The organism is Kitasatospora sp. NPDC058965 (assembly GCF_042741245.1).
Lineage (GTDB): Bacteria > Actinomycetota > Actinomycetes > Streptomycetales > Streptomycetaceae > Kitasatospora.
The window spans coordinates 1-26,188 of record NZ_JBHYKG010000104.1; the positions used below are offsets into that span (position 1 = coordinate 1).

The 26,188-nt window shown below is 72.7% G+C and carries 17 protein-coding genes; 15 read left to right on the top strand and 2 right to left on the bottom strand.

What is annotated here, in order from left to right:
* Window positions 1-145: 145 nt before the first annotated feature.
* Complete coding sequence (locus ACFW1A_RS18945; RefSeq protein WP_380410233.1) at window positions 146-1,048, top strand: amino acid ABC transporter permease; 903 nt, start codon at window positions 146-148, stop codon at window positions 1,046-1,048.
* Window positions 1,045-2,952, top strand: coding sequence for an FAD/NAD(P)-binding protein (locus ACFW1A_RS18950; protein ID WP_380410234.1), 1,908 nt, complete (start codon window positions 1,045-1,047; stop codon window positions 2,950-2,952). Before ACFW1A_RS18945 ends, ACFW1A_RS18950 begins: the two co-directional genes overlap by 4 nt.
* Window positions 2,953-3,099: 147 nt before the next feature.
* Here the strand turns inward: ACFW1A_RS18950 and ACFW1A_RS18955 are convergent, their stop codons facing one another.
* Complete coding sequence (locus ACFW1A_RS18955) at window positions 3,100-5,442, bottom strand: SpoIIE family protein phosphatase (protein ID WP_380410235.1); 2,343 nt, start codon at window positions 5,440-5,442, stop codon at window positions 3,100-3,102.
* 377 nt (window positions 5,443-5,819) lie between these two features.
* Between ACFW1A_RS18955 and ACFW1A_RS18960 the strand changes: the two genes are divergently transcribed.
* The 12 genes from ACFW1A_RS18960 to ACFW1A_RS19015 all read left to right on the top strand — a co-directional run bounded on the left by ACFW1A_RS18960 (window position 5,820) and on the right by ACFW1A_RS19015 (window position 23,416).
* On the top strand, window positions 5,820-6,572 hold the full coding sequence (locus ACFW1A_RS18960; RefSeq protein WP_380410236.1) for a GntR family transcriptional regulator: 753 nt from the start codon (window positions 5,820-5,822) through the stop codon (window positions 6,570-6,572).
* Between the two features lie 10 nt (window positions 6,573-6,582).
* A complete protein-coding gene (locus ACFW1A_RS18965; RefSeq protein WP_380410237.1) occupies window positions 6,583-6,810 on the top strand; it encodes a ferredoxin family protein in 228 nt (75 codons plus the stop codon).
* A gap of 11 nt (window positions 6,811-6,821) precedes the next feature.
* Entirely contained in the window at window positions 6,822-8,201 is a 1,380-nt protein-coding gene (locus ACFW1A_RS18970) for an ABC transporter substrate-binding protein (protein WP_380410238.1), read from the top strand.
* Window positions 8,198-9,013, top strand: coding sequence for an ABC transporter permease (locus ACFW1A_RS18975; RefSeq protein ID WP_380410239.1), 816 nt, complete (start codon window positions 8,198-8,200; stop codon window positions 9,011-9,013). Before ACFW1A_RS18970 ends, ACFW1A_RS18975 begins: the two co-directional genes overlap by 4 nt.
* The gene (locus tag ACFW1A_RS18980) at window positions 9,010-9,789 is read left to right on the top strand and encodes an ABC transporter ATP-binding protein (protein ID WP_380410240.1); all 780 of its coding nucleotides are present in this window, start codon (window positions 9,010-9,012) and stop codon (window positions 9,787-9,789) included. The genes ACFW1A_RS18975 and ACFW1A_RS18980 overlap by 4 nt, the downstream gene beginning before the upstream one ends.
* The gene (locus ACFW1A_RS18985; RefSeq protein ID WP_380410241.1) at window positions 9,786-12,491 is read left to right on the top strand and encodes a fumarate reductase/succinate dehydrogenase flavoprotein subunit; all 2,706 of its coding nucleotides are present in this window, start codon (window positions 9,786-9,788) and stop codon (window positions 12,489-12,491) included. The genes ACFW1A_RS18980 and ACFW1A_RS18985 overlap by 4 nt, the downstream gene beginning before the upstream one ends.
* A 255-nt stretch (window positions 12,492-12,746) precedes the next feature.
* Window positions 12,747-12,875 (top strand): putative leader peptide, encoded by a 129-nt coding sequence (locus ACFW1A_RS18990; RefSeq protein WP_380410242.1) that lies wholly within the window; start codon window positions 12,747-12,749, stop codon window positions 12,873-12,875.
* A gap of 164 nt (window positions 12,876-13,039) precedes the next feature.
* A complete protein-coding gene (locus ACFW1A_RS18995; protein ID WP_380410243.1) occupies window positions 13,040-13,891 on the top strand; it encodes a glutathione S-transferase C-terminal domain-containing protein in 852 nt (283 codons plus the stop codon).
* Window positions 13,892-13,952: 61 nt separating this feature from the next.
* Window positions 13,953-14,390 (top strand): NUDIX hydrolase, encoded by a 438-nt coding sequence (locus ACFW1A_RS19000; RefSeq protein WP_380410244.1) that lies wholly within the window; start codon window positions 13,953-13,955, stop codon window positions 14,388-14,390.
* Window positions 14,391-14,454: 64 nt separating this feature from the next.
* Window positions 14,455-14,973, top strand: a complete 519-nt coding sequence (locus tag ACFW1A_RS19005; protein WP_380410245.1) for a DinB family protein — start codon at window positions 14,455-14,457, stop codon at window positions 14,971-14,973.
* Between the two features lie 455 nt (window positions 14,974-15,428).
* Complete coding sequence (locus ACFW1A_RS19010) at window positions 15,429-22,748, top strand: polymorphic toxin-type HINT domain-containing protein (protein ID WP_380410246.1); 7,320 nt, start codon at window positions 15,429-15,431, stop codon at window positions 22,746-22,748.
* A gap of 44 nt (window positions 22,749-22,792) precedes the next feature.
* Entirely contained in the window at window positions 22,793-23,416 is a 624-nt protein-coding gene (locus ACFW1A_RS19015; RefSeq protein ID WP_380410247.1) for a DUF6000 family protein, read from the top strand.
* A 322-nt stretch (window positions 23,417-23,738) separates the two neighbouring features.
* Here ACFW1A_RS19015 and ACFW1A_RS19020 read toward each other — a convergent pair whose 3' ends face one another.
* Window positions 23,739-24,257 carry a hypothetical protein gene (locus ACFW1A_RS19020; RefSeq protein WP_380410248.1) on the bottom strand — a complete coding sequence of 173 codons (519 nt, stop codon included), beginning with the start codon at window positions 24,255-24,257 and terminating at the stop codon, window positions 23,739-23,741.
* 265 nt (window positions 24,258-24,522) lie between these two features.
* Here ACFW1A_RS19020 and ACFW1A_RS19025 point away from each other — a divergent pair, with 265 nt between their 5' ends.
* Window positions 24,523-25,668: a hypothetical protein gene (locus ACFW1A_RS19025; protein WP_380410249.1), complete on the top strand. Its 1,146-nt coding sequence runs from the start codon at window positions 24,523-24,525 to the stop codon at window positions 25,666-25,668.
* Window positions 25,669-26,188 lie beyond the last annotated feature (520 nt).

Consider the following 26,188-nt stretch of genomic DNA (forward strand, 5'->3'; position numbering starts at 1 on the left):
GGCGGCTTGACAGCGCCCGCCGCGACCCGCCTAGGATCGTGGGCGGAGCGAGTGAGCAACGGGCCCGGGGCCCGGCCGCGTTGAGGGGCGCGGGAGCCGTGACGGCAGCCCGTGTGTCCGCCCCGCCGCCCTGGAGAACGCCCTCATGGCCACCCCGCAGGACGTCCTGCCCGCCACCGCCACCGCCGCTCCCGATCCCGGCCCCGATCCCGGCACGCCGATCGTCGCGCGGCGCCGCCCCGGCCGGCTGCTGGCCGCCGCGCTCGTCCTGCTGCTGGTGGCGGTCGCGCTGCAGTCCCTGGTCCGCAACGCCGCCTTCCAATGGGCCGTGGTCGGACGCTACTTCACCTCGGCCGCCGTCCTCGACGGGCTGGCGCTGACGCTCTGGCTGACCGCCGCCACGCTCGCCCTGGGCTTCGTCCTCGGCACCCTGCTGGCGGTCGGCCGGATGTCGGCCAATCCGGTGTTGAAGTCGGTCAGTTGGGCCTACATCTGGGTGTTCCGGTCGACCCCGCCGCTGGTCCAGCTGCTGTTCTTCTTCAACATCGGCGCGCTCTACCCGACGCTGAGCCTGCGGCTGCCCTTCGGCGGGCCGGAGCTGCTGCACGCGAGGACGGTGAACCTGCTCGGCCCCACCGTCACCGCCGTGATCGGACTCACCCTGCTGGAGGCGGCGTTCGCCGCCGAGGTGGTGCGCGGCGGGATCCTCTCGGTCGAACGCGGCCAGCTGGAGGCGGCCCAGGCACTCGGGCTCGGGCGGGTGCGGGTGCTGCGCCGGATCGTGCTGCCGCAGGCGATGCGCTCCATCGTGCCCGCCGCGGGCAACATGCTGATCGGCGCGCTCAAGGGCACCAGCATCGTCAGCGTGCTCGCGGTGCACGACCTGCTCTACTCGGTCCAGCTGATCTACAACCAGACCTACCAGATCATCCCGCTGCTGCTGGTGGCGACCCTGTGGTACCTGGTGCTCACCGGCGTCCTGGCGGTCGGACAGCACTACCTGGAGCGGTACTTCGCGCGCGGCCGGCGCCCCGGCGGTGCCGCGTGAGCACCCTGGTGATCGTCGGCGCCGGGCCGCGCGGCGCCGGGCTGCTGGAACGGATCGTGGCCAACGCCGCGCTGCTGCCGGCCCACCGGAGCCTGCACGTGCACCTGGTCGACCCGTACCCGCCGGGCGGCGGCCGGATCTGGCGGCACGAGCAGTCCGGGCTGCTGCGGATGAATTCGATGGCCGAGGACGTCACGGTCTTCACGGACGCGAGCTCGACCGTCGAGGGCCCGGTCGACCCGGGCCCCTCGCTGGCCGACTGGGCGCCGCACGCGGCCGAGTTCGCGCCCAACGCGCCCGAGCCGGACCCCGCGGTGGCGGCCGAGCTGGCCGCGTTGGCGCCCACCGACTTCCCGACCCGGCGGGTGCAGAGCGCCTACCTGGACTGGGCGTTCCGGCGCACGCTGGCCCGCCGGCCGCCGCGCCTCACGGTCACCGTCCACCGGGCCGCCGCGCTCTCGGTCAGCGGTCCGGTGGACGGCCCGCAGCAGGTGCGGCTGACCAACACCACGCTGCTGGCGGACCAGGTGGTGCTGACCCTGGGCCACCTGGGCTCGGCGGTGCCCGCCCCGCACCGGGCGATGGCGGACTTCGCGGCCCGGCACGGGCTGTTCCACCTGCCGCCCGCGTTCACCTCGGACGTCGACCTGTCCGGGCTCGCCCCGGGCGAGCCGGTGATCGTGCGCGGCTTCGGGCTGGCCTTCGTCGACCTGATGGCGCTGCTCACCGAGGGCCGCGGCGGCCGGTTCGAGGAGACGGGCGGCGAGCTGGTGTACCACCCCTCGGGGCGCGAACCCGTGCTGCACGTGGGCTCGCGGCGCGGCGTGCCCTACCACGCCAAGACCGGCTACCGCCTGCAGGGGCCGCCCGCACCGCTGCCGCGGTACTTCGGCGCCGCCGTCGTGGACGAGCTGCTCGCCCGGCCGCACCCCCTCGAACTGCGGCGCGACGTCTGGCCGCTGATGGCCAAGGAGATCGGCTTCGGCCACTACCACGAGCTGTTCCACGCCCACCCCGAGCGCACCACCGTGCCCTGGCCGGACTTCCTGGCCGCCTACGACCGGCTGGACTGGTACGCGCCGACCCTGGCCCTCCTGGTGGCCGCGGCGGTCCCCGACCCGGCCGACCGGCTGGACTTCGAGGCGCTGGACCGGCCGCTGGCCGGGCTCGCGTTCGACTCCGTCGACCACCTGCACAAGCACCTGCGGGAGTACGTCGCCGAGGACACCGAGCGGCGCCACGACCCCGGGCACAGTGCCGACCTGGGCGCCTTCCTGGCCCTGCTCTCGCTCTTCGGCCAGCTGCCGCGCCTGGTCGCGGCGGGGCGGTTCAGCGCCCGCTCGCTGGCCCGCGAGGTCGACGGCTGGTGGAGCGGCTTCTTCAACTTCCTGGCCTCCGGCCCGCCCGGCTTCCGGCTGCGCCAGCTGCTGGCGCTGGAGGCGGCGGGCGTGGTGCGCTTCCTCGGCGCGGACCTGCGGGTCACCGCCGACGAGGCGAGCGGCAGCTTCCTGGCCACCAGCCCGAGCGTGCCCGGGCACCGGGTGCGGGCCGGCGCGCTGATCGAGGCCCACCTGCCGCGCCACGACACGGCCCGCACCGACGACCCGGTGCTGCGCGGACTGCTGCGGGCCGGCGAGATCGCGCTGGAAACGGTCACGGACGCCACCGGCACCCACCGGTCCGGGCTGGTCGCGGTCAGCCCGGCCGACGGCCGCCTGCTCGACCCCAGCCTGGGCGGCGCCCCGCACCCGCGCCGCCGTGCCCTCGGTCCGCACACCACCGGCCGGGCCCAGGCGGCCTTCGCCCGCCCCGGGACCAACGCCCCGGCCTTCCGTCAGAACGACGCGGCAGCCAGGGCGATCCTGCTCGCCCTGGCCCGGGACCCCGATCCGGGCGGGCCCTGACGGCCGCCCGGGCCCGGTGGGCCGTCGGGTCGGCGGCGCCTGCTCGGGTCGGACCCGGTGGGCCGTCGGGTCGGCGGCGCCTGCTCGGTCCGGGCCCGGTGGGCCGTCGGGTCGGCGGCGCCTGCTCGGTCCGGGCCCGGTGGGCCGTCAGGTCGGCAGCGCCTGCTCGGTCCAGATGGTCTTGCCGCTCGCGCCGTAGCGGCAGCCCCAGCGGTCGGAGAGCTGGGCGACCAGGAAGAGGCCGCGACCGCCCTCATCGGTGTCCAGGGCGCGCCGCAGCCGGGGCTGGGTGTTGCTCGGGTCGGAGACCTCGCAGACCAGCGCCCGGGCCCGGATCAGCCGCAGCACCACCGGCCCGCCCGCGTACCGGATCGCGTTGGTGACCAGCTCACTGACCATCAGCTCGGTGGCGAACGCCTGCTCGGCCAAGTCCCAGGCGGCCAGTTGGGCGGTGACGTCGGCGCGGGCGGTCTGCACCTGCGCCAGGTCGGCCGGGTACTCCCAGACCGCGGTGTCCTGCTCCAGCACCGAACGGGTGCGGGCGAGCAGCAGCGTCACGTCGTCGTCCGGCCGCTCCGCCGCGGGGTGCCGGCCGAGGACCTCGGCCCCGAGGTCGTCCAGCTTCTGCCCCGGCCGGCAGACCTCGCCCAGCACGGTGAGCAGCCGCGGCATCCCGGTGTCCAGGTCCCGGCCGACCAGCCCGTTGGTGAACAGGGCCAGCACGCTGCCGGGCGGCAGGGTGACCCGGCAGACCTCGAACGGGTTGTCGCCCACGCCGAGCGGCGGTCCGGGCACCACCGGCAGGAACTCCGCCGCGCCGTCCGGCAGCACCACCGCGGGCGGCGGATGGCCGGCGCTGGCGGCCTGCAGCTCGCGGCGCACCGGGTCGTACACCGCGAACAGGCAGGAGGCGCCGACGGTGTCCGGCTGGTCGGCCTCGGCCCCGATCCGGGTCACCAGGTCGTCCAGCCGGGTCAGCAGCTCGTCCGGCGGCAGGTCGAGCTCGGCCAGCGTCTGCACCGCGGTGCGCAGCCGGGCCATGGTGGCCGTGGCGGCCAGCCCGTGCCCGATCACGTCCCCGATGACCAGCGCCGTCCGCGCCGAGGAGAGCGGGAAGGCGTCGTACCAGTCGCCGCCCACGCTCGGGCTGCCGCCGGCCGGCAGGTAGGCGCCCGCGGTCTCGCAGGCGGTGCTCTCGGTGGCCGCCGGCGGCAGCAGGCTGCGCTGCAGCACGACCGCGGTCTGGTGCTCGCGGGTGTAGCGGAAGGCGTTGTCCAGCGCCACGGCGGTGCGGTGGCACAGGTCCTGCAGCAGGGTGGTGTCGTTGTGGTCGAACGGCGCCTCGTCGCGGGTGCGGTAGACCAGCACGAAGCCGAAGAGCCGACTGCGGTGGTAGAGCGGGCAGCCGAGCGCGGTGCGCATCCGCTCGGGCATCAGCCGGGCCAGCAGGACGGGGTCGTGCCCGAGCATCCGCAGGCCCGCCTCCCGGTCGTAGCGGATCACCCCGCCCACCGCGATCGCCGCGGTCTCGGGCAGCTCGGGCATCACCGGCACCGGCTCGCCCACCTGCACCAGCGGGAGCGGCCAGTGGCCGTCGGCGGACTTCGCGGCCACCCGGCGCGGCGCGGAGGCGATCGCGCCCGGGTAGCCGAGCGGCGGGTCCTGGCCCTGCAGCACGTAGTCGGGCAGGTCCACGCTGGCCAGCTCGCCCAGGGTCGGCACCAGCACCTCGACCAGCTCCCGCGCGGCGGCCACCACGTCGAGCGAGCCGCCGAGCTCGGTGGTGCGGCGGTACGCCTCGGCCGTGCGCAGCGCCGCCCGGCGCTGTTCCGGCACGTCGGTCGCCGCGACCGCCACGCCCACCGGCGTGCCGGGCGGGTCCTCCAGCCGGAAGCAGGTGAGCGACAGGGTCAGGTCGGTGCCCGGCTCGGTGCAGCGGTAGGTCACGCCGACCACCGTGCGGCCCGTCCCGGCCACCTCGGCCAGCAGCTCGCGCACGCTCCCGGTGCCGTCGGTGGCGGTCAGGGCGCCGAACCAGTCCTCGGAGGCCCCGGCCGGTCGCAGGGCGTCGAAGGCGGTGTTGGTGCGGACGATCCGCAGCTCCCGGTCGAGCTCGGCGATGGCGATCCGGTCCTGGTGCAGCAGGGTGCGGGAGAGCGCGGAGTCCTGCTCCCAGCCCTGCGTCCCGGTGCCGGGGAGCAGGAGCAGCACGGTGCCGGGCGCGGGGCCGGCGTCCAGGGCGCGGACCTCGGCCGCCACCAGGTGTCCGGCGCGGTGGCGCAGCCGGACCGCGGCGGCGCCGTCGACGGGGAGCGCCAGGCCCAGCAGCTCGGCGGCCGGCCGGCCCAGCACCTGCGCGCCGTCCCAGCCGAGCAGCTCGGTCGCGGCCCGCGACCACCAGGTGACGGTGCCGTCGGGGGACAGCAGCAGTGCGGCCACGCCGTCGAGCGCGGAACTGCCCCCGTGGGCTCCGGACAGCTGCGACGGCACCGCGACACTCCCTCGTTCACTCGCTCGCTCGCGCGCACGGCCCGGCGAGTCGGCTCCCTGCTCCCAGCATGCGCGCGGCCGGTCCCGGGTGCCCGTCGGTCGGCGGCGGCCGGTCACCTCCGCGGGTGCGGCCGTCACGCGCCGGAACCGGTCGGGCCGGGGCACGCCGACCGACGGCACGGCCACCGGGCCGGGGCCGCCCCGGTGGCCGCCGGGACGGCGGGCCGGTGGCACGGCGGCCGGCCGCAGCCGCGGCCTCGCAGGTCAGCGTGGTGCTGACGGAGTGTCAGATGGCGTAATGCGGTCGCAACGGGAGAACGCCCGCACTGGCCCTAGGGTTCTCGTCGAACCAGCCGCCGACGCCCGGAGCAGCGCCGATGACCAGCGAGAACACCGTCCGACCCGGCACCCGCCGACTGCGCGCCGACCGGGCCCGGCAGGTGGCGGACGTGCTGCGGCAGCAGGTGCTGAGCGAGGCGTTCGGCGACGGCCCGCTGCCCCACGAGGAGCAGTTGGCCGGTGAGTTCGGCGCGTCCCGGAACACCGTCCGGGAAGCGCTCGACCTGCTGCGCGGCGAAGGCCTGGTGCGCCGGGTCCCGGGCTCGGGGACGCTGGTGGTCGCGGACAAGGTGCCGCACGGGCTGGACCGGCTCAAGGGGCTCGCCGAGACGCTGCGCGAGCACGGCGAGGTGGTCAACGAGGTCCGCGCGTTCGGACCGGTCCGCGCGCCGGGCCCGGTCGCCCGGCGGTTCGGCCTGCCGCAGGGGGCCGACGTGGTCTACGTGGAGCGGCTGCGCCGGCTGAACGGGCTGCCGCTCTCGCTCGACCTGACCTACCTGGCGCCCGACATCGGCGCCGAACTGGACGCCGCCGACCTGGCCCACCGCGACATCTTCCGGCTGATCGAGGAGATCGCCGGGCAGCCGCTCGGCCGGGCCGACATCACCCTGGAGGCGGTCAGCGCCGACCCGCACTCCGCCGCCGTGCTGGAAGTCCCGCACGGCGCCGCCCTGCTGATGCTGGAGCGGCTCACCACCCTGGCCGACGGCCGACCCGTCGACCTGGAGTACATCCGCTTCCGCGGCGACCGGATCACCATGCAGGGCCGGTTGCTGCGCGACGTCCCCTGAGGAGCCCGCCATGGCGCTCGCCGACCACCGGTCCGACGTGCCCGTGACCATCGACGCCTCGCTCTGCATCGACGGCTGCACGCTCTGCGTCGAGGTGTGCCCGCTCGACTCGCTGGCCATCGACCCGGACACCGGCAAGGCCACCATGCACGTGGACGAGTGCTGGTACTGCGGCCCGTGCGCCGCCCGCTGCCCCACCGGGGCGGTCACCGTCAACATGCCCTACCTGCTCCGGTGAGGAACCGTCAGATGACCAACGTCCAGAAGCAGTGCAGCAGACTGCTCGCCGCCGCCGTCCTGACGGCCGCCACGGCCTGCAGCTCGGCGAGTGCCGCCGGCGGCACCGTCGAGGTGGTGGTCGGCTACCAGTCCAAGACCATCAACACCGTCACCGCCGGCACCCTGCTGCGCGCCCGGGGCTACTTCGAACAGCGCCTCGCCGCCCTGGGCCGGCAGGACGGCAAGCACTACAAGGTCAGCTGGCAGGACTACGACTCCGGCGCCCCGATCACGGCGCAGATGCTCGCCGACAAGGTCGACATCGGCTCGATGGGGGACTACCCGCTGCTGATCAACGGCTCGCGCGCCCAGGAGGCCGGCGGTCCGGGCACCCGGCTGGTCTCGGTGACCGGCTACAACCTGCTCGGCGCGCTCAACGGCGTGGTGGTGCCGACCGCCTCGCCCGCGCACACGCTGGCCGACCTCAAGGGCCGCAAGGTCTCCACCTCGGTCGGCTCGGCCGCCGACGGCACCCTGATCCAGGCGCTGGCGAAGGCGGGCGTCGCGGCGGGGGACATCCACAAGGAGAACCAGCAGCCCGCCGTCGGGGCCTCCGCGCTCAAGGCCGGCACCGTGGACGCGCTGGCCCAGTTCGTCGCCTGGCCCGGCGCGGCGGTCTTCGCCGGCGACGGCCGCCTGCTGTACGACGGCGCCGCGCTGGGCCGGCCCACCCTGCACGGCGTGGTGATCCGGCAGAAGTACGGCACCGAGCACCCCGAGGTCGTCGACGCCTTCCTCAAGGCCCAGTCCGACGCCACCGCGTACCTCAACGCGCACCCGCTGGAGGCCAGCCGCACGGTGGCCGAGGTGACCGGCCTGGCCCCGGAGGTGGTGCACCTCTACAACGGCCCGGACGGCATCGCCACCTTCGCCACCCCGCTGGACCCCCGCCTGCTGGACGCCCTGCGCCAGGACGTCCCGTTCCTGAAGTCGGTCGGCGTGCTCAAGGCGCTCGACCTGGACGCGTTCGTCGACCCCTCGTACCTGGCCAGGGCCGCCCTGCCGGCCGTCGAACCGGCCCGGATCAGCGGGACCGACCCGGTCTGCGGGCGCCCGGTGACCGACCCGGAGCTGGCGGGCGAGATCTGGTTCGACGGTGCGGACAGCACCCAGCCCGCGGCCGACCCCGGCTGCCTGCTGCGCGCGCTGAAGACCAGCGGCAGGAAGGTCCGGGCGGCCTACGTGCCGGACGCCGCGACCGGGACCAGGTGGTTCGCGGACAAGGACCAGTGGGTGCAGGACGGACCGGCGCTGCTGCCCTTCACCACCGAGGACGGCGCGCGGGCCTACCGGTCCGCCCACCCGGGTGCCCGGCCGTTGAGCTTCCAGGAAGCGGTGGCGGCGTCGTGACGGTGCGTCGGCGAGCGGTGCGGGCGGGTGCGCTGGTCGGGTTCGTCGGCCTGTGGCAGCTGCTGACCGCGCAGCGGGTGCGGCTGTGGCTGCGGTTCGACCACCTGCCGACGGCGGGCCAGGTCGGCGCGGCGCTCTGGCAGCAGCTCGGGACCGGGCAGTACTGGCAGGACCTGGCGGACAGCCTGCGGCGGATCGGCAGCGGCTTCGTGCTGGCGGCGGTGCTCGGGGTGGCGGTCGGCGTGCTGACCGCCCGCTCCCGGTGGGCCGGCGACCTGCTGGAGCCGGTGCTGGAGGTGGTCCGGCCGATCCCGGCGATCGCGCTGGTGCCGGTGGCGATCATGCTGTTCCCGGAGAACGAGCAGGGGATCGTGTTCATCACCTTCGTCGCGGCCTTCTTCCCGGTCGTGGTCGCCACCCGGCACGCGGTGCGGGCGGTGCCGCCGGTGTGGGAGGAAGCCGTGCGCACGCTCGGCGGCGGGCGGTGGCGGGTGCTGTGGACCGTGGTGCTGCCGGGCGCGCTGCCCGGGGTGGTCGGCGGGCTCTCGGTGGGGATCGGGGTCGCCTGGATCTGCGTGATCTCCGCCGAGATGGTCTCCGGGCAGTTCGGCGTCGGCTACCGGACCTGGTCGGCCTACACGGTGCTCGACTACCCCGGCGTCTTCGTCGGGATGGCCACCATCGGGCTGCTCGGGTGGGCCACCTCCGGCGCGGTCGAACTGGTCGGGCGCCGGCTGACGGCCTGGCTGCCGCCCGCGGGCGGGCAGCGGCCGCGGGCCGGGCGCCCGGTGCGGGCGGGGGCCGGCGGATGAGCCTGCGACTGACGGCGCGCGGACTGGCCCTCGCGCACGCCGGGCAGCCGGTGCTGACCGGCGTCGACCTGGAGGTCGAGCCCGGCGAGGTGCTGGCGGTGCTCGGCCCCTCCGGCGGCGGCAAGTCCACCCTGCTGCGGGCCCTGGCCGGGCTGCTGCCGCCGGTCGGCGGCGAGCTGCTGGCCGACGGGCGGCCGCTGCGCGGCCCCGACGCCCAGCGGGCGCTGGTCTTCCAGGAGGACGCCCTGCTGCCCTGGCGCACGGTCCGCCGCAACGTCGAACTGCCGCTCGCCCTGCGGGGCGTGCCCCGGTCCGAGCGGCGCGCCCCGGTGGACGGCTGGCTGCACCGGGTGGGCCTGGCCGGGCTGGAGCGGCGGCTGCCGCGCGAGCTCTCCGGCGGCCAGCGCCAGCGGGTCCAGCTCGCCCGGGCCCTGGTCGGCGCGCCGCGCGCGGTGCTGATGGACGAGCCGTTCGGCGCGCTCGACCCGCAGACCCGCGCCGCGATGCAGCAGCTCCTCATCACCGTCTGGGAGAAGGAGCGCTGCACGGTCGTCTTCGTCACCCACGACGTGGACGAGGCGCTGCTGCTCGGCGACCGGGTCGCCGTGCTGGGCGGCGGGACCACGGCGGCCGTGCACGACGTGCCGCACCCGCGCGAGGCCGCCGCGCGCGCCGAGCCGGCCGTGCGCGCGCTGCGCGAGCGGCTGCTCGCCCGGCTCGGCGCCCTGCCGGACACCCCACGTGACACGCTTTCGGGAAAGGTGCACCGCCCATGAAGATCCCCGACCCCGACCGGGCGCGACAGCTGGACTGCGACGTGCTGGTGGTCGGCGGCGGCACCGCCGGCTCGATGGCCGCGATCAGCGCGGCGGAGGCCGGAGCCCGGGTGCTGCTGCTGGAGAAGGCGCACGTGCGGCACTCGGGCGCGCTGGCGATGGGCATGGACGGCGTCAACAACGCCGTTGTCCCCGGCCGGGCCGAGCCGGACGACTACGTCGCCGAGATCACCCGCGCCAACGACGGCATCGTCGACCAGCGCACCGTCCGGCAGACCGCCACCCGCGGCTTCGCCATGGTGCAGCGGCTGGAGCGGTACGGCGTGAAGTTCGAGAAGGACGAGTACGGCGACTACCAGGTGCGCCAGGTCCACCGCTCGGGCAGCTACGTGCTGCCGATGCCGGAGGGCAAGGACGTCAAGAAGGTGCTCTACCGGGTGCTGCGGGAGCGCCGGATGCGCGAGCGGGTCACCATCGAGAACCGGGTGATGCCGGTGCGGGTGCTCACCGCCGGCGGCCGGGCGGTCGGCGCCGCCGGGTTCGACACCCGCAGCGGCGAGTTCGTCACGGTGCGGGCCGGCGCGGTGGTGCTCGCCACCGGCCCGTGCGGTCGGCTCGGCCTGCCCGCCAGCGGCTACCTCTACGGCACCTACGAGAACCCGACCAACGCCGGGGACGGCTACGCGATGGCGTACCACGCGGGCGCGGAGCTGAGCGGGATCGAGTGCTTCCAGATCAACCCGCTGATCAAGGACTACAACGGCCCCGCCTGCGCGTACGTGGCCAACCCGTTCGGCGGCTACCAGGTCAACCGGCTGGGCGAGCGGTTCGTCGACTCCGACTACTGGTCGGGGCGGATGATGGCCGAGTTCGCGGCCGAGCTCCACTCCGACCGGGGCCCGGTCTACCTGCGCACCACCCACCTGCCCGAGGAGACGGTGCAGGCGCTGGAGACCATCCTGCACACCACCGAACGGCCCACCCGGGGCACCTTCCACGCCGGGCGCGGCCACGACTACCGCACCCACGACGTGGAGATGCACATCTCCGAGATCGGGCTGTGCGGCGGCCACTCGGCCAGCGGGGTGTGGGTGGACGAGAACGCCGCCACCACCGTGCCCGGCCTGTACGCCGCGGGCGACCTGGCCTGCGTCCCGCACAACTACATGATCGGCGCCTTCGTCTTCGGCGACCTGGCCGGCCGCCACGCCGCGCACCACCTGCCCGCCGAGCGCGCCGAGCTGCCCGCGGACCAGGTCGCCGCTGCCCACGACCTCGTCTACCGCCCGCTGCGCAACCCCGACGGGCCGCCGCAGCCGCAGGTCGAGTACAAGCTGCGGCGCTTCGTCAACGACTACGTCGCCCCGCCCAAGACCGGCGCCCGGCTCTCGGTGGCCCTGGACCACTTCGAGCGGATGCGCGGCGAGATCGCGGCGATGGGCGCCCGCACCCCGCACGAGCTGATGCGCGCCGTCGAGGTCGACTTCATCCGGGACTGCGCCGAGATGGCCGCCCGCGCCTCGCTGGCCCGCACCGAGAGCCGCTGGGGCCTCTACCACGAGCGCGTCGACCACCCGGCGCGGGACGACCGGCGCTGGTTCAGCCACCTCAACCTGCGCAAGAACGCGACCGGCGGGATGGAGTTCCTCACCCGCCCGGTCGCCCCCTACCTGGTGCCGGTGGACGGGCTGGAGCCGCCCGACCTCCCGGTGACCGTGCTCGGCGAGGTCGCGGCGATGGTGGTCGGCCGCACCGGCGGGTCCGCGCGGGCGGCCCGGGACACGGCGGCCGGTGCCGTGCCCGGCCCGCCGCGGCTGCGCGAGCTGCTGCGGCTGACCGAGCCGACGCCCGAGCAGCTGGCCCCGTTCCTGGCGGACGAGGACGCCCGGGTGCGGCGCGCCGCGCTGGCGGTGCTCACCGAGGCCGCGCCCGCCGGCACCGGCGCACTGCTCGCCGGAGCGCTCGCGGACCCGGACGCGGCGGTGCGGGCCGCCGCCGTCGCCGGGCTGCGCGAACTGGTCGAGGTGCTGGACCCGGCCCTGCCGCTGGGCGACGCCGCCGCCTCGCCGGACCCGGTGGTGCGGGCGGGCGTGCTGGACCTGGCCCGCGCCCTGCGGACCGGCTCCGCGGCGCTGTTCGGCGCCGGGCTGGCCGACCCGGCGGTCCCGGTCCGCCTGCAGGCGGTGCACGGACTGGTCTCGCTGAACGCCGTCGCGCCGCTGGCGGGCGCCGCCGGGGACCCGGCCCGCGAGGTGCGGGTCGCAGTCGGCGAGGGACTGGGCACCGTCGCCGACCCCGCCGCCGCGCCGGCCCTGGTCCGGCTCGCCGGGGACGCCGACCCCCTGGTGCGGGCCGCCGCCCTGACCGGCGCGGCCGGGATCGGCTGCCCGCCCGCCCTGGCCGCGCTCGCCGTCTCGGCCGCCACGACGGACGGGGCCTGGCAGGTCCGCAAGGCCGCGGCGGCCGCGCTGGCCGCCGCCGACCGGCTGCCACCGCTGCTCGGCCTGCTCGCCGACCCCGAGGCCGACGTCCGCAAGGCCGCCGTCCGCGCCCTGACCGCCACCGCCGCCGACCCGACCGTGACCGCCGCCCTGCGCGACCGACTGGCCGACCCGGACGCGGACGTGCGCGCGTACGCCCGCCTGGCACTGAGCCGGAAGGGGGCGGCCGTCGGCAGCGGGGGAGCGCGGCGCGGACGGTGAGTCCCCGCTGACCCGCCCCGGTCCCGTGGCGCGGGCGGACCCGACCGGTCCGCCCGCGCTCCGCGCGTTCCGGCCCCGGGGTCGGCGGTCGTTGCGGTCCGGGGACGGTTCCGGGGTGGCCCGGCGGTGGCCCGGGGGACCGGTGACACCTGCGAGCACCCCTGCGCCGGGTGAGTTGACGCCCCGTCGACAGGTGCGGGCACCCTTGACGGGAGCCGGAACTGCGGTGAGACTCCGGAGCAGGAATCCCCGAGCGTGGGCGGGAGAGCCGTGAAGCAGGCGGAGCCGGTGGCCGAGGGCGTGGCTCACGCTGTCCGGCTGCTCCCCGTGCTGACGAGCCGTCGCCACATCGACCTGCAGCGGGTGTGCAGCAGCATGGCGTGACCGCCGCCGCGTCCGGCCCGGCGATCAGCCCCCGCGGGTGACGCCACGGCCGGCCGCCCGGCCCGCCGGGCCCCCGCCCGCCACCTGCCGACTCCCGTCCCCATCCCCCGCCTGCCCGCCCGTGGCGTGCGCGCGCCCGCGCACGTCCGAAGCCTGGGAGACTCATGTCCGCCTCGTTCCCGTCCGCCGTCCCCTCCCTGCGCGGCCGGATCGGCCGCGACGACCGCAGCGGCTACTACCCCGTGCCGCACCGCTACCGGCTCCACCTGGTGCTCTCCTGTCCGGACTCGCTGCGGATCGCCGTCACCCACAGCCTGCTCGGCCTCGACGACACCCTCCCGGTCACCGTGCTCCCGGCGCTGCCGGACGCCGGCGACGCCGGGTACCTGGCACTGCGCCCGCTGTACGAGGCGAGTTCGCACCAGCACCGCGGCGCGGCCCGGCCGCCGGTGCTCAGCGACAGCTGGAGCGGACGCATCGTCAGCACCGAGCCCACCGAGATCCTCACCGACCTGGTCCACCGGTTCCCCGGGCCCGACCTGCACCCGGGCGCGGCCGCCGGCGCGATCGAGGCGGTCGAGCAGCTGTGCGCGCGCAGCATCAACGAGCCGGCCCAGCGGGCGGGGCGGGCCGACGCCGATCCGGCCGAGCGCGCGGCGGCGCTGCGCACCCTGCTGGACGGGCTGTCCGCGGTCGAACACCGACTGGCGGCCCACCCGTACCTGCTGGGCGAGGAGTTGACCCTGGCGGACGTCGAACTCTGGGTGACCCTGGTGCAGTTGGACACCGTGCACCGTTGGCACCTGGACGCCGGTGCCGTGCACCGGATCGCCGAGCACCCCTGGCTGTGGGCCTACGCCCGCCGGCTGGCCGGCCACCCCGCTTTCGGCCGCCACCTCGACCTGGACGGCATCGCCCGCCGCCACCACGCCCGCTGCCAGGGGAAGGAGGCCGCCGGCGCGGCGATGCAGATCGTCGACTGGGCCGAGCACACCCGGGCGCACAGTCGCACCTGACGGGGCTACAGTCGTTCCCGGACGATCGAACCGGGGAGGGACAGGCGCCGTGGAGACCTGCGTGCGGACCAGGGTGTCGGCGTACGCCATCGTGGTGGACGACGGACGGATGCTGCTGGCCCGGCTGGCGGAGGCCTCGCCGGTCTTCCCGCCGGGGCGGTGGCACCTGCCCGGCGGCGGGATCGACCCCGGCGAGCAACCGGTGCAGGCGCTGACCCGCGAACTCCTGGAGGAGACCGGCCTGCAGCTGGCCACCGCCCGGCTGCTCGACGCGCGCAGCTACGACGTCGAGCGGCTCGGCGTGCGCTGGCACCTCACCGCGCTGTTCTACCTGGTCACCCTGCGGGCCGGCGCCCCCGAGGTGACCGAGGTCGACGGCTCCACGGACGCGGCCGTCTGGCTGCCCCTGGCGGACCTGCGCGAGTCCGAGCTGTCCCCGGCGGCCGTCGACGCCCTGCGCATGCTGGACGCGGACGGGACCCGGAACCGGGCGTTCTGACCACCCGTCACCGGACCGTCGGCGGGGACCGGGCCGGGCGGGTCCGAATGGCAGACTCTCGGCCATGACGACCTATCTGCCCGAGCCGGACCAGCAGCTCTCCGATCCGGCCACCCTGTTGCTGGACTACCTCGACTACTACCGGTCGGCGGTGCGGGCCAAGATCGAGGGCCTCTCCGACGAACAGGCGCGCGTGGCCCTGGTGCCGTCCGGGTGGAGCGCGCTCGAACTCCTCAAGCACCTCGTGTACATGGAGCAGCGCTGGCTGCGCTGGGGCTTCCCGGCCGAGCAGGTACCCGCGCCGTGGGGCGACCGGGGACCGGACGGCCGGTGGCTGGTCGGGCCGGACGAGCGCGCCGCCGACCTGCTCGCCGCCCTGGACGCGGGCGGCGCGCACACCCGAACCGTGGTCACCGGCACCGCCCTGACCACCGTGGCCGCGCCCGGCGGCCGATTCCCGGACGACGGCACCCCGCGGCCCACGCTGGGCTGGATCCTCTTCCACGTCCTGCAGGAGTACGCCCGCCACGCGGGCCACCTGGACATCGTCCGCGAGCTGACCGACGGCCTGACCGGCGAGTAGGCGAGCAGCGGACCGAGCCCCGTCGCCGGTCGGGGGGCGGGGCCGCGCTGCTGGTGCGGCACCGGGGTCCCGGGCCCCCAGGGGGCTCGTGGGGTCGGTGACGGGGCGTGCACAGCCTGCTCGCCCGATCCTAAAAGGTGGGAAAAACCTTCATGAGGCTGGAGGTTCGGACACGGCTGCACGTCCGTCACCAGAGGTGATCGGGCGCCCGAAAGATCAACTTCACCCGGGTTCGCGCCCGCCCGTGTGTGTGAGATGCGATCAAATGGTGCCCGATATCGGGAGTTTGGGCATTGCTGTGCGATCTGGCGGGCCATAGGGTCCGCGCGGACCGGGATGCCTTCACGGTCCGCTGAATGACGACCTGTCGGGTCGCAGAACTTGGGGGAATGTTGGTGCGCGCTAACAGAAGCTGGCTTTCCGCTGTCCGGGGGAGGCGGTGGCGACGGCAGGCCGTGGTCGCCACCGCCACCGTGGCGGCGCTGTCCCTGATGGTGCCGATCGCCGGCGCCGATGCGGTGGTCGGCGGTTACCACTACAAGGGCAAGCTGTGGGCGGCCGATCCGCTGCCGGCCCAGCCGAAGGTCCTGGGGCACCCGGTCACCGGATCGGCCAAGCCGGGCGCAGCGCCGGAGCCCAAGGGATCGCGGGCGCTGAAGACGCACACGCCCGCTGTCCCGCAGTGGCCGGCGGCCTCGACCAGCACCTTGACGACGGGTGCGGGCGGACACGCGTCCGCCGCCCCGGCCGGCGGTGCGCCGGTCTCGGTGGCCGCGGCCGCGCCCGCGGCGGCCGGCAACGCGGCGCAGCAGGAGGCCGGGGCCGCCGTGCCGGCCGGCACACCTGCCGCCGTGCAGGCCGTGACGGCCGATCATGCCGGGGCGAGTGCCGCAGGCGTGGACGGCCTGCTGGTGGGCCTGTCCCGGGCGGACGGGTCGGCCGAGCCCGGCAAGGTGTCGGTGTCGGTGGACTACTCCTCGATCGCCCAGGCGTACGGCGGTGGTTGGGCCTCGCGCCTGCACCTGGTGGCCATGCCGGCCTGTGCGCTGACGACGCCCCAGCTGGCCGAGTGCCGGACCCAGCAGCCGCTGGCGACGACCAATGACGTGGTCTCGAACAAGCTGACCGCGACGGTCTCGCTGCCGGGCTCGGCGACCGCACCGGCGGCACTCCCGAGTGGCGGAGCGTCCCACCGGGCCGTGGTTCCGGCTGCACTGGTGTCGGGGGCGCAGGCCGTACCGGTGGCGACGGCCGCGGCCTCGTCCTCGACGACCGCGGTGGCGGCGGTGGCCGGCACCAGCGGCTCGCAGGGCAACTACGGGGCGACGTCGCTGTCGGCCTCGGGTTCGTGGGCCCAGTCCTCCTCCGGGGCGTTCACCTACGGGTTCCCGATCCAGGTGCCGCCGTCGCTGGGAGGCGCGGCACCGCAGGTCGCGCTCTCGTACAACTCGCAGTCGGTGGACGGGGAGACCTCGGCGCGCAACGCGCAGTCCTCGTGGATCGGCGACGGGTGGGACTACGCGCCCGGGTTCATTGAGCGTTCGTACAAGTCCTGTGCCAACGACGGGATCAGCAACTCGGCCGACGAGTGCTGGGCCGGCTGGAACGCGACCCTCTCGCTGGGCGCGCACACCGGGCAGCTGGTGCGCGACGGCAGCGGTATCTACCACCTGCAGGGTGACGACGGCACCAAGGTCGAGGACCTGACGGGTGCGTCGAACGGCCTGTGGAACGGCGAGTACTTCAAGGTCACCACGACCGACGGCACGCAGTACTACCTGGGCCTGAACCACGCGCCGGGCACCACCTCGGACCCGGCGACCAACTCGGCCTGGGGTGTGCCGGTCTACATGCCCAAGTCGGGAGACCCCTGCTACAGCAGCAGCAAGGGCAACGCGTCGCAGTGCGCGGCCGAGCCGGGCTGGCGGTTCAACCTGGACTTCGTCGTCGACCCGCAGGGCAACGTGCAGCGGTACGACTGGAACAACGAGGCCAACTGGTACAACATGGGCGCCGGCCAGGCCAACGGCTCCGGCGGCGCGATGACCGCCTACACCCGTGGCGGCTACCTGACCCAGATCTCCTACGGGTACCAGCTCGCGGACGAGCAGGCGGGACGCGACCCGGCGGCGAAGGTGGTCTTCAGCACCGCCCAGCGCTGCACCAAGGACCCGACCACCTGCGCCACCCTGAACACCACGACGGCGCCGAACTGGCCGGACACCCCGTACGACCTCAACTGCACCTCGGGGATGGCGACCTCGGGCACCGGCAGCAACGTGTGCCAGATCGCCTCGCCGACCTTCTGGTCCAGCTACCGGCTGCAGACCATCACCACCTCGGTCAAGGTCGGCACGGCCTGGCAGAACGTGGACTCCTACGCGCTGAGCCACCTGTTCTCGGACGCCGGCGGCAGTGTTGACCCGGTCACGGGCAAGACCGTGGATCCGGCCGACGCCGGTGCGCTGCAGTCGGTGATGTGGCTCTCGCAGATCCAGCACACCGGTCTGGACACCTCCGCGGGCGGCTCCGGCAGCATCACACTCGACCCGGTGACGTTCACCGGCATCGAGACGGACAACCGGGTCGACGGGCTCACGCCGGCGGCGCCGCCGCTGTACCACCCGCGCATCTCCAGCCTGCAGACGGAGACCGGCGAGTCGATCGCCGTCACGTACCGGGCGCCCGAGTGCTCGCGGGTGAGCAACCACATGCCGGCCTCGCCGGACTCCGACACGATGGCCTGCTTCAACGTCTACTGGACCACGCCCGGCGGCGTGACGCCGATCAACGACTGGTTCAACAAGACGCTCGTCGCCCAGGTCTCGGACAACGACGCCACCAAGGCCGGCTCGCCCGCCAAGGTGACCAATTACACCTACAGTGGCGGCGCGGCCTGGCACCGCGACGACAGTGACCTGACGGACGACCAGTACCGCACCTGGAACGACTTCCGCGGCTACCGCACCGTCACCACCACGGCCGGCGCGGCCCCGGACCCGATCACCCAGAGCGTGGTGAACTACTTCCAGGGCATGGACGGCGACTACAAGGCCGACGGCACCCAACGGTCCGTCAGCCTGGCCGACTCCCTGGGTGAGGGCAGCACCGACAGCAACTGGCTGGCGGGGATGCCGCAGGAGGTCGACGGCTACACCCAGGCCGGCGGCACCGCCAACACCAAGGTGCTCACGGCCGTGCCGGGGACCACCGTCGTGGTCAGCAGCGCCCGCACGGCCTGGACGTCCAAGACCCCGGCCCCGGCGCTGTCCACCCTGCCGGACCTGACGGCCCGCCGCACCCAGTCCGGCTCGGAGCGCTCGCTGTCCCTGCTGGCGAACGGCAGTTGGCGCACCACCCAGGTCAACACGGCCTACGACAGCCTCGGCCGCCCCTACCAGGTGGACGACAAGGGCGACCTCGCGGTCCCGTCGCAGGAGAGCTGCACCACCACGAGCTACGCGAACGCCCCGGCGTCGAACCCGATGATGTTGTCGTACCAGAGCGAGGCCGTCACGGTCTCCGGCGCCTGCGGCACGGCCGCGAGCAGCACCACGACCCTGAACGACAAGCGGGTCTTCTACGACGGCGACGGCTCCGTCACCAACCCCGGCACCCTCGGTCAGCTGGGGGCCAACGGCGCCACGCTGGGCATGGTGACCGCCAGCCAGGCGGTGCAGAGCCACGACGGTTCCGGCAACCCGGTCTTCCAGACCCTCGGCGCCGTGAGCTTCGACCACTACGGCCGCGTCGTGAAGTCCCTGGACGCCGCGGGCTCGGCGACCACGACGAGTTACGCCCCGGCGACCGGCACGCTGCCCACCGCGGTCAGCACCGTCAACCCGGTCGGCTGGACCGCGAGCAGCACCCTGGCCGCGGCCCGCGGCCTGACCACCCATGCGGTGGACGTCAACGGCCGTGTCACCGACAGCAGCTACGACGCACTCGGCCGCCGCACCGCGAGCTGGCTGCCCGGCCGGAACAAGGCCACCCAGACCGCGGACAAGCTGTTCTCCTACGCCGTCCACGGCGCGGGCAGCACCCCGGACCCGTCCACGGTGACCACGCAGACGCTGCGCGAGGACGGCTCCTACAGCACCGTCGTCGGGATCTACGACGGCTTCCTGCAGACCCGCCAGACCCAGTCCACCACTGCCGACAACAGTGCGGGCCGCCTGATCTCCTCGACCCACTACGACAGCCACGGCTGGGTGCACTCGAGCACCGCCCCGTTCGTGGACACCACCACCGCGCCCGGCACGACGCTCTTCGTCGAGCAGGAGAACACCGTCCCGTCCGAGACGGTGGCGACCTACGACGGGCAGGGCCGCAGCACCGCCGCGACGCTGTACAGCAAGGCCGCTGCGCTGTGGACCTCGACCGCCGCCTACCCGGGTTCCGACGAGACCGACAGCACCCCGCCGTCCGGTGGGACCCCGGTCTCGGTCTTCACCAACGCGCTCGGCGAGACCACGTCGAAGGTCTCGCACGGCGGCAGCGGCCTCGGGGACGTGACGACCAGTTACAGCTACACCCCGGCCGGTCGGCTGGCGAGTGCCAAGGACACCGCGGGCAACACCTGGAGCTACAGCTACGACCTCCAGGGCCGGATCACCTCGCAGAGCGACCCGGACACGGGCACCTCCAGCACCACGTACGACGCGCTGGGCCGCACCGCGAGCACTACCGACGCCCGGCAGCAGAGCCTCTCGTACACCTACGACCAGCTGAGCCGCAAGACCGGCGAGTACGCCGGCACCAGCACCGCCGACAGCACCAAGCTGCTGAGCTCGTACACCTACGACACCCTCGCCAAGGGCTACCCGACCTCCGCCACCCGCTACGTCGGCGGGGCCGCGGGCAGCGCGTACACGCAGGCGGTCGCCGGCTACAACACGGCCTACCAGCCCACCGGGACGACGATCACCATCCCGGCGGCGGAGGGCAAGCTGGCCGGTACGTACAGCATGTCGGCGCAGTACACGCCGAACACCGGACTGCAGTCCGACAGCATCTACGGCACCGACGGCGGGCTGCCCTACGAGGACATCGGCTACGGGTACAACCTGCAGGGCGGGCTGGTCTCGACCGGCTCGGACTCCACGCCGTACCTCGACCTGGCGTCCTACAGCCCGCTGGGCCAGGTGCTGCAGTCCACCTACGGGGCGCTCGGCAAGCAGCTGCGCACCGCGCAGACCTACGACGACGCCACCGGTCGGCCGGCGACCAACCGGGTCAGCATCCAGACCGCCTCGACCAACCCGATCTCCTCGACCACGCTCGGCTACGACCAGGTCGGCAACCTCACCACCAGCAGCGAGCTGCAGTCCTCGGGCGGCGCCGACCAGGCCTTCGACACCCAGTGCTTCCAGTACGACGGCCTGGACCGCCTGGCCACCGCCTGGACCGACACGGCCGGCCAGACCACGGCGACCGCGGGGCAGCTGTCGAAGTGCACCAGCACCTCGCCGACCCCTGCGACCATCGGCGGGCCGGCCCCGTACTGGCAGACCTACAGCTACAACCTGCTCGGTGACCGCACCCAGCAGGTCAAGCACGACCTGACCGGCAACACCGCCAACAACACCACCCAGACGCTGGCCTACCCCACCAACGGGACCCAGCCCCACACCGTCTCCGGCATCACCACCACCGGACCGGCCGGCAGCACCACCCAGACCCCCACCTACGACCCGGCCGGAAACACCACCGGACGCACCACCACCGGGGCGACGGCCACCAACCAGTCCTTCACCTACGACGCCGAAGGCCGCACGGCCTCGGTCACCACCGCCGCCGGAGTCAGCTACCCGCAGACCACCGGCTACCTCTACGACGCGGCCGGCAGCCTGCTCATCCAGCGCGGCCCCAGCAGCACCACGCTCTACCTCTTCGGCGGCGCCGAGCAGCTCACCCTGACCGGAACCACCGTCAGCGGCCTGCGCTACTACACCAACCCCGACGGGACGGTGATCGTCCGCTCCAGCAGCGGCACCGTCACCTACCAGCCCACCACCACCCAGGGCACCGCCCAGCTCCAGGTCGACGCCCGGTCGCTGGCCATCACCCGCCGCTCCTTCGACCCCTACGGCAGCCCGCGCGGCACCGCCCCGGCCGGTTGGGCGGACAACCACGGCTACCTGGGCCGACCCACCGACACCACCACCGGCCTCAGCCTCCTCGGCGCCCGCCAGTACGACCCCGCCCTCGGCCGCTTCCTCACCGCCGACCCGCTCCTGGAGCTCGGCGACCCCAACCAGATGGGCGGCTACACCTACGCCGGCAACAACCCCACCACCCACAGCGACCCGTCCGGTCTGCTGTCGGACGCCGTGGGTGACGGCGGCGGTGGCGACCCCGGCGGCCCGGTCCCGACGGAGGAGCACTTCTGGATCTCCTGCGTCATCCACAACGCCGCCTCGACCCTCGACTCCCTGACGAACGAGCCCGGCAAGAACGACACCGACTTCGCCGGCTCGTGGGACCACTGGTCGGAGAAGAACTGGGGCACCGACACCGAAGACGTCAAGATCGGCTCGATGGGCATCGACGCGGCCACCCTGCTCACCCCGATGGGCCTGGAAGCCGACACGGTGAAGGCCGACGGGATCGTCGCCCGCCTCGGCAAGTTCATCTGGCGGGCGGCCACCAAGGACGCTGTTGCTGACACAGCGCTGGACGCGGCGCACGCCGCACGGGTGGAGAAGGAGCTCGCAGCCCTCGACCGCACCGACCCGGTCACGACCACGCCCGATCCGAAGCCCACCACCGACCCCGCGGCGACCCAGCCGGGCACCGGCGGCGGTGACACCGGGTCGGGTGACACCGGTGGCGGTGGGGGAGGCGGTGGTCCGAAGACCAGCAGCGACGGTCCGAAGACCGGCGGCGGCGGTGGCGCGGAGCCGACATCGTCCGGGACGGGCAAGACCACCTGCAGCTTCTCTCCCGACACGCCGGTCCTGCTCGGGGACGGCTCGACCAAGCCGATCGGTGACATCAAGGTCGGCGACCAGGTCCAGACGGCCGACCCCACCACCGCAGCCGCCAAGGGCGCCGAGCCGGTCACCGCGACCGGATTCAAGCTCGACGACAACCTGGTCGACCTGGTCGTCCTGGCCGCCGACGGCAGCCGGACCACCGTCCACACCACCGACAACCACCCGTTCTACGACGCCACCACCCACGCCTGGATCCCCGCCGGCAAGCTCCCCATCGGTGACGCCCTCGCCACCGCCAACGGTCACCCGGTCCAGGTCGCCGAGGTCCGGATCACCCCGGGCGAGGCGAACCGCTACAACCTGACGGTTGCTCAGTACCACACGTACTATGTGCTGGCAGGGATGACGCCGGTGCTGGTGCACAACTGCGACGGGGATCCGACACCGGACGATGTTGTCAAGCGGGCGCAGCTGCTCGGAGACTCAGATGGCGAGTACCTGTACCGGGGAATCACGAACAACCACTTCAAGCTTGAAGAGGCCAAGGCCGGCCGGGCGGAACCCCTGGGCGGCCATGACGATCCGTATGCCCATCAGGGAAGTGACACGGAGAGCGTCTTCACCTCCTGGTCGCCGGACCTGGAAACGGCGCGAGAATTCTCTGAAGAGTTCGGCAGTAGTGGTGCCTTGGTGCTTCGCATCCCGTACTCGTCGATCAGTCAGAGCAGGATGACTGTCGCTGGCCAGCGTGGACTCGAGGAACTTGAAATCCTGATTCGCGACCCGGTTGATGGTTGTGAAGTAAGCTGCGAATGGGGGGACTTCACGCAGCCTTGATTCGTTGGCACGGCACTGGGATTGCACTTGAGAGGTGGGGTTCGATGAAGCCTGAATTCAATGCTGCCGCGCATGATTTGCTGTTCGAGCAGTACTGTCTCCCGGGCGGCAGGTACAAGAAGCTTCTCTCGGGTAGTTTCATGCGCCTACGGCCTGACCTGCGCACGGCGTTCGGCATCGCCATGCTGCGTGATGTCCGAGGGATGACCGATGAAACGTTGGCGACCCTGTTCGACGGTGATTGGCGAGAGTGCCTCACGGCAGCATGGCTCGCTGGGTTTGGCGGGCGCATTTTCATGCGCCAGGCGATCTCTGCCCGCCTGGCAGGGCGCAGAGAGCGTCATGTGGGCAAGGGCCTGTGCTTCTCGCTCGCCAGGTTTTCGGCTCCGGGGGACGCAGAAGTCCTTGTCGACTATTTGACGCACTCCTTGAGTGACCTCAGCTGCAGGAGCGTCCAGCCGTGGGCGCTTGGGGCCCTCATGGTGATTGAGGAAAGGCTGGGAGTCGAGTCATCGGGGCAATTTCTTGGGAGCTCCGGAAAGTGGGAGCAATGGGCGGGCGAGGATCTTGCCGGAGGTTCCGATCCCCAGTACTGGAAGGACGAGGTGTTGGGATGGTGCAGATTCGCAAGTTCCATTGAACAGGAAGTCGAAGGATTTGAGAAATAGCGGCAGGATCTTTCTGTCGCAGGTCAAGGGCGTCTAATCACTGTCGAAGGCTGTAGATCTGCGGCTCTTGACAGGCATGGCGAAGTTGGTCGCAGAAACCCCCTCCGGTTAACGGCGGGGGTTTCTGCGCATCTTCACGGCATCGTTAGTGCCAGGGTCTCTGCGTTGTGCACAGCATGGCTCAGCGGAGGCGGAGGAAACCTCGGTGGGGCCACTACGATGGCAGCTGCCTGCGGCAGTCCGAACGCAAGGGCGAGCACTTCGCGGGCTCCGCCGGCATCGGCGCTGGCGCTGACTCCAAGTGAGACTCCGTCGGCCCGGGTCAGGAGCTCGGCAAGCTGGTGTCGATGACGATCATCTTTTCCAGCGTGTACGCGTCCAGGTCCGGATGGTGCCAGTGCTGGCCTGCGCGGATGCGGTGGAAGCGAAAGGTCCCGTTGGTAGTGCCCGCGCTGACGATGCATCGGATCGGTAGTGGCGGTTCGAGTGCACAGCCGAGATTGCAGATGTGCAAGGCCAGCGTGAGGCCGTGGGTCAGCAACAGCCTCTGATCGGCCTCGGCTATGACCGGCTCGCCACCGTCCAGGACTTCAACAGTCACGGGCACGAAATCCTCAAGGTGGAAGCTGTTGAAGCTGCACTCCCACGCGGTGAGGTCGATGAAGCCCCCGGGCCCAGTGTCGTGCAGGTGAGGGACGGTATCGGTCAGCACCACGGCGTCCCCGTGGATAGCGATTCCGTTGGCTGTGAGATGACGGAGGCCGGCTGTCAGCCCCTGCGGTGGTTGCGTCGGTGCGAGTCCTGTCCATGCGCCGAGGAGGGCTGCCGCCGCATCGTTCATTTGCACTGTAAGCACGGGGCAAGGATCCCTCAGGGCTCGGGAGGACGGGAGAGCGGGGCCGTCTCCAGACGGTGCTGACCTTTGGTACTGCGGGCTCTACTGGTGGGCTCGCGTATCAACTGTCGCGACTTCCATGAGGGACCCAGCCCGTTGGTGACATATTGTGATCGCCAAAGGCGTATCAGCTCCGGGTCTCACACCGATTGTCGGACCCTTCTGTCATGCTCTCGCGTTGACCACTGATGGGTAGACATGAGGGGGCGCCGTGGCAGCGCGGCTCAACGCCGAGGTCGCGCGGGATCGAATGGTCACCTACGGCATGAACCCGACCGAGCCCTACCCCGGATCGGTCGATGCCCCATGGCGCGGCACCTGCCAGGACTGCAAGCAGCCGTGTCGGCCCTCATTGACCAACGCCAAGCGGCAAGGTCCGTGCAAACCATGTGGGGTCAAGAAGGTGCAGGAATCGTTGCGTCTGCCCCTCGCAGATGTCGTTCGTGACATGGAGGCGAAGGGTGTCATCGTCGTCGGCGATTACGCGAACAACGGACTACCGATCGAGTGCATCTGCATCCGGTGCGGCGCGCTGGTCTATCCGACGTACTCGAACGCGATGCGCGAGGGCGTTGGGGTGTGTAACCAGCGATGCAAGCGAGACCGGATAGGTGACAGCAACCGAGGAGACGGCGAGGTCGCCGCCAGGTTCGCCCTTGCCAACAGCCTCATTCCTCTCGCCCCGTATACCGGCGCGGACGACCCGTGGCAGCTCGAATGCGCGATCTGTCATCACCGGGGCGGGAGGACGACGTACAGCGTCATCAAGCGGCTCGGGCATGTCTGCATGCGGTGCGGTCGCATCCGTCAGGCGGCTTCACGTCGCTTGAGCGAGATCGAGGCTGTGAAAAGCATGGTGGATGCCAAGCTCCACCCGGATGTTCCCTATCCGGGCAACGGGCGGCTCAACTGGCCGTGCACGTGCATGCGGTGCAAAACCGTGCTTCGTCCCGGTCCCCGCCTGGCTGACATCCGCCGCGGGCAAGGCGGTTGCACGCAATGCGCCGACTACGGCTTCAATCAGAATGAGCCGGCGCACGTCTATCTTGTCGTCAACGACGCAGTGCGCTTCGTGAAGTGGGGCAAGGCCAACGACATCGAGAACCGCCTGCAGGAACACGCCCGTCAGGGCTTCGATCGCAGGGGAGGACAGTGGGCCTTCGCCGTCGGTGCGATTGCCACCGCCGTGGAAGCCGCGACTGGGGAGGCAGTGCGTGCGCTCGGAGCGGCGACCCGGATCGCCAAAAAGTCCATGCGGTACAAGGGGTATACGGAGACAGCCAGCCTGGACGAAATCAGCGTTGAGGAGGTCCAGGCCATCGTCGACGGCCTGGCGCGTCACTACCAGGGACTGTAGCCAAGTGCTTGACGGTCGAGAGAGCAGATCGCGGCTGACATCGTGCGTCATGCACGAGACTTCCTCACGGGCGGGCGTCCTGCCCGGCATCGCGCTGAGGGTCAGCCGGTCACACGCACGCCGTCCGGCTGACGTCTGGGACCTCGAGGGCGACCTCGAGTTCAAGTGGACGGCCTTGAGGCTGGACATTGACCACCTTCGATGCTCGACCCCGGAGGACAGCCGCGGTGGCCCGCAGTGGCACATCGAAGGACACTCGTTCGAGCTCAAGTTCCGGGCTACCGGCTTCCACCAGTACCTACGGCAGGCGCCTCAGGTTTCGCAGCGGCTTGTCCTCTCGCACAGCGAGCGTGGAGGGCTCTCCTTCGCGGAGACCGCGTTCTCTTGAGGTCGTTCCGGCGCGGCGACCCGTCAGGCAGACAGATCTCAAATGTTGTCCGAGGAGGCGGCCGGTGGCGGTGAGCACGCCGCAGGCCCGGGGGAACCCGCCGATTGAGGAGGGCCGCGGCCACCTCGGTGG

Bases quoted from the DNA above. Each gene is read 5' to 3' on its own strand.
- ACFW1A_RS18945 (WP_380410233.1), top strand. From the start codon at position 146: ATGGCCACCCCGCAGGACGTCCTGCCCGCCACCGCCACCGCCGCTCCC.
- ACFW1A_RS18960 (WP_380410236.1), top strand. From the start codon at position 5,820: ATGACCAGCGAGAACACCGTCCGACCCGGCACCCGCCGACTGCGCGCC.
- ACFW1A_RS18965 (WP_380410237.1), top strand. From the start codon at position 6,583: ATGGCGCTCGCCGACCACCGGTCCGACGTGCCCGTGACCATCGACGCC.
- ACFW1A_RS18970 (WP_380410238.1), top strand. From the start codon at position 6,822: ATGACCAACGTCCAGAAGCAGTGCAGCAGACTGCTCGCCGCCGCCGTC.
- ACFW1A_RS18980 (WP_380410240.1), top strand. From the start codon at position 9,010: ATGAGCCTGCGACTGACGGCGCGCGGACTGGCCCTCGCGCACGCCGGG.
- ACFW1A_RS18985 (WP_380410241.1), top strand. From the start codon at position 9,786: ATGAAGATCCCCGACCCCGACCGGGCGCGACAGCTGGACTGCGACGTG.
- ACFW1A_RS18995 (WP_380410243.1), top strand. From the start codon at position 13,040: ATGTCCGCCTCGTTCCCGTCCGCCGTCCCCTCCCTGCGCGGCCGGATC.
- ACFW1A_RS19005 (WP_380410245.1), top strand. From the start codon at position 14,455: ATGACGACCTATCTGCCCGAGCCGGACCAGCAGCTCTCCGATCCGGCC.
- ACFW1A_RS19015 (WP_380410247.1), top strand. From the start codon at position 22,793: ATGAAGCCTGAATTCAATGCTGCCGCGCATGATTTGCTGTTCGAGCAG.
- ACFW1A_RS19020 (WP_380410248.1), bottom strand. From the start codon at position 24,257: ATGAACGATGCGGCGGCAGCCCTCCTCGGCGCATGGACAGGACTCGCA.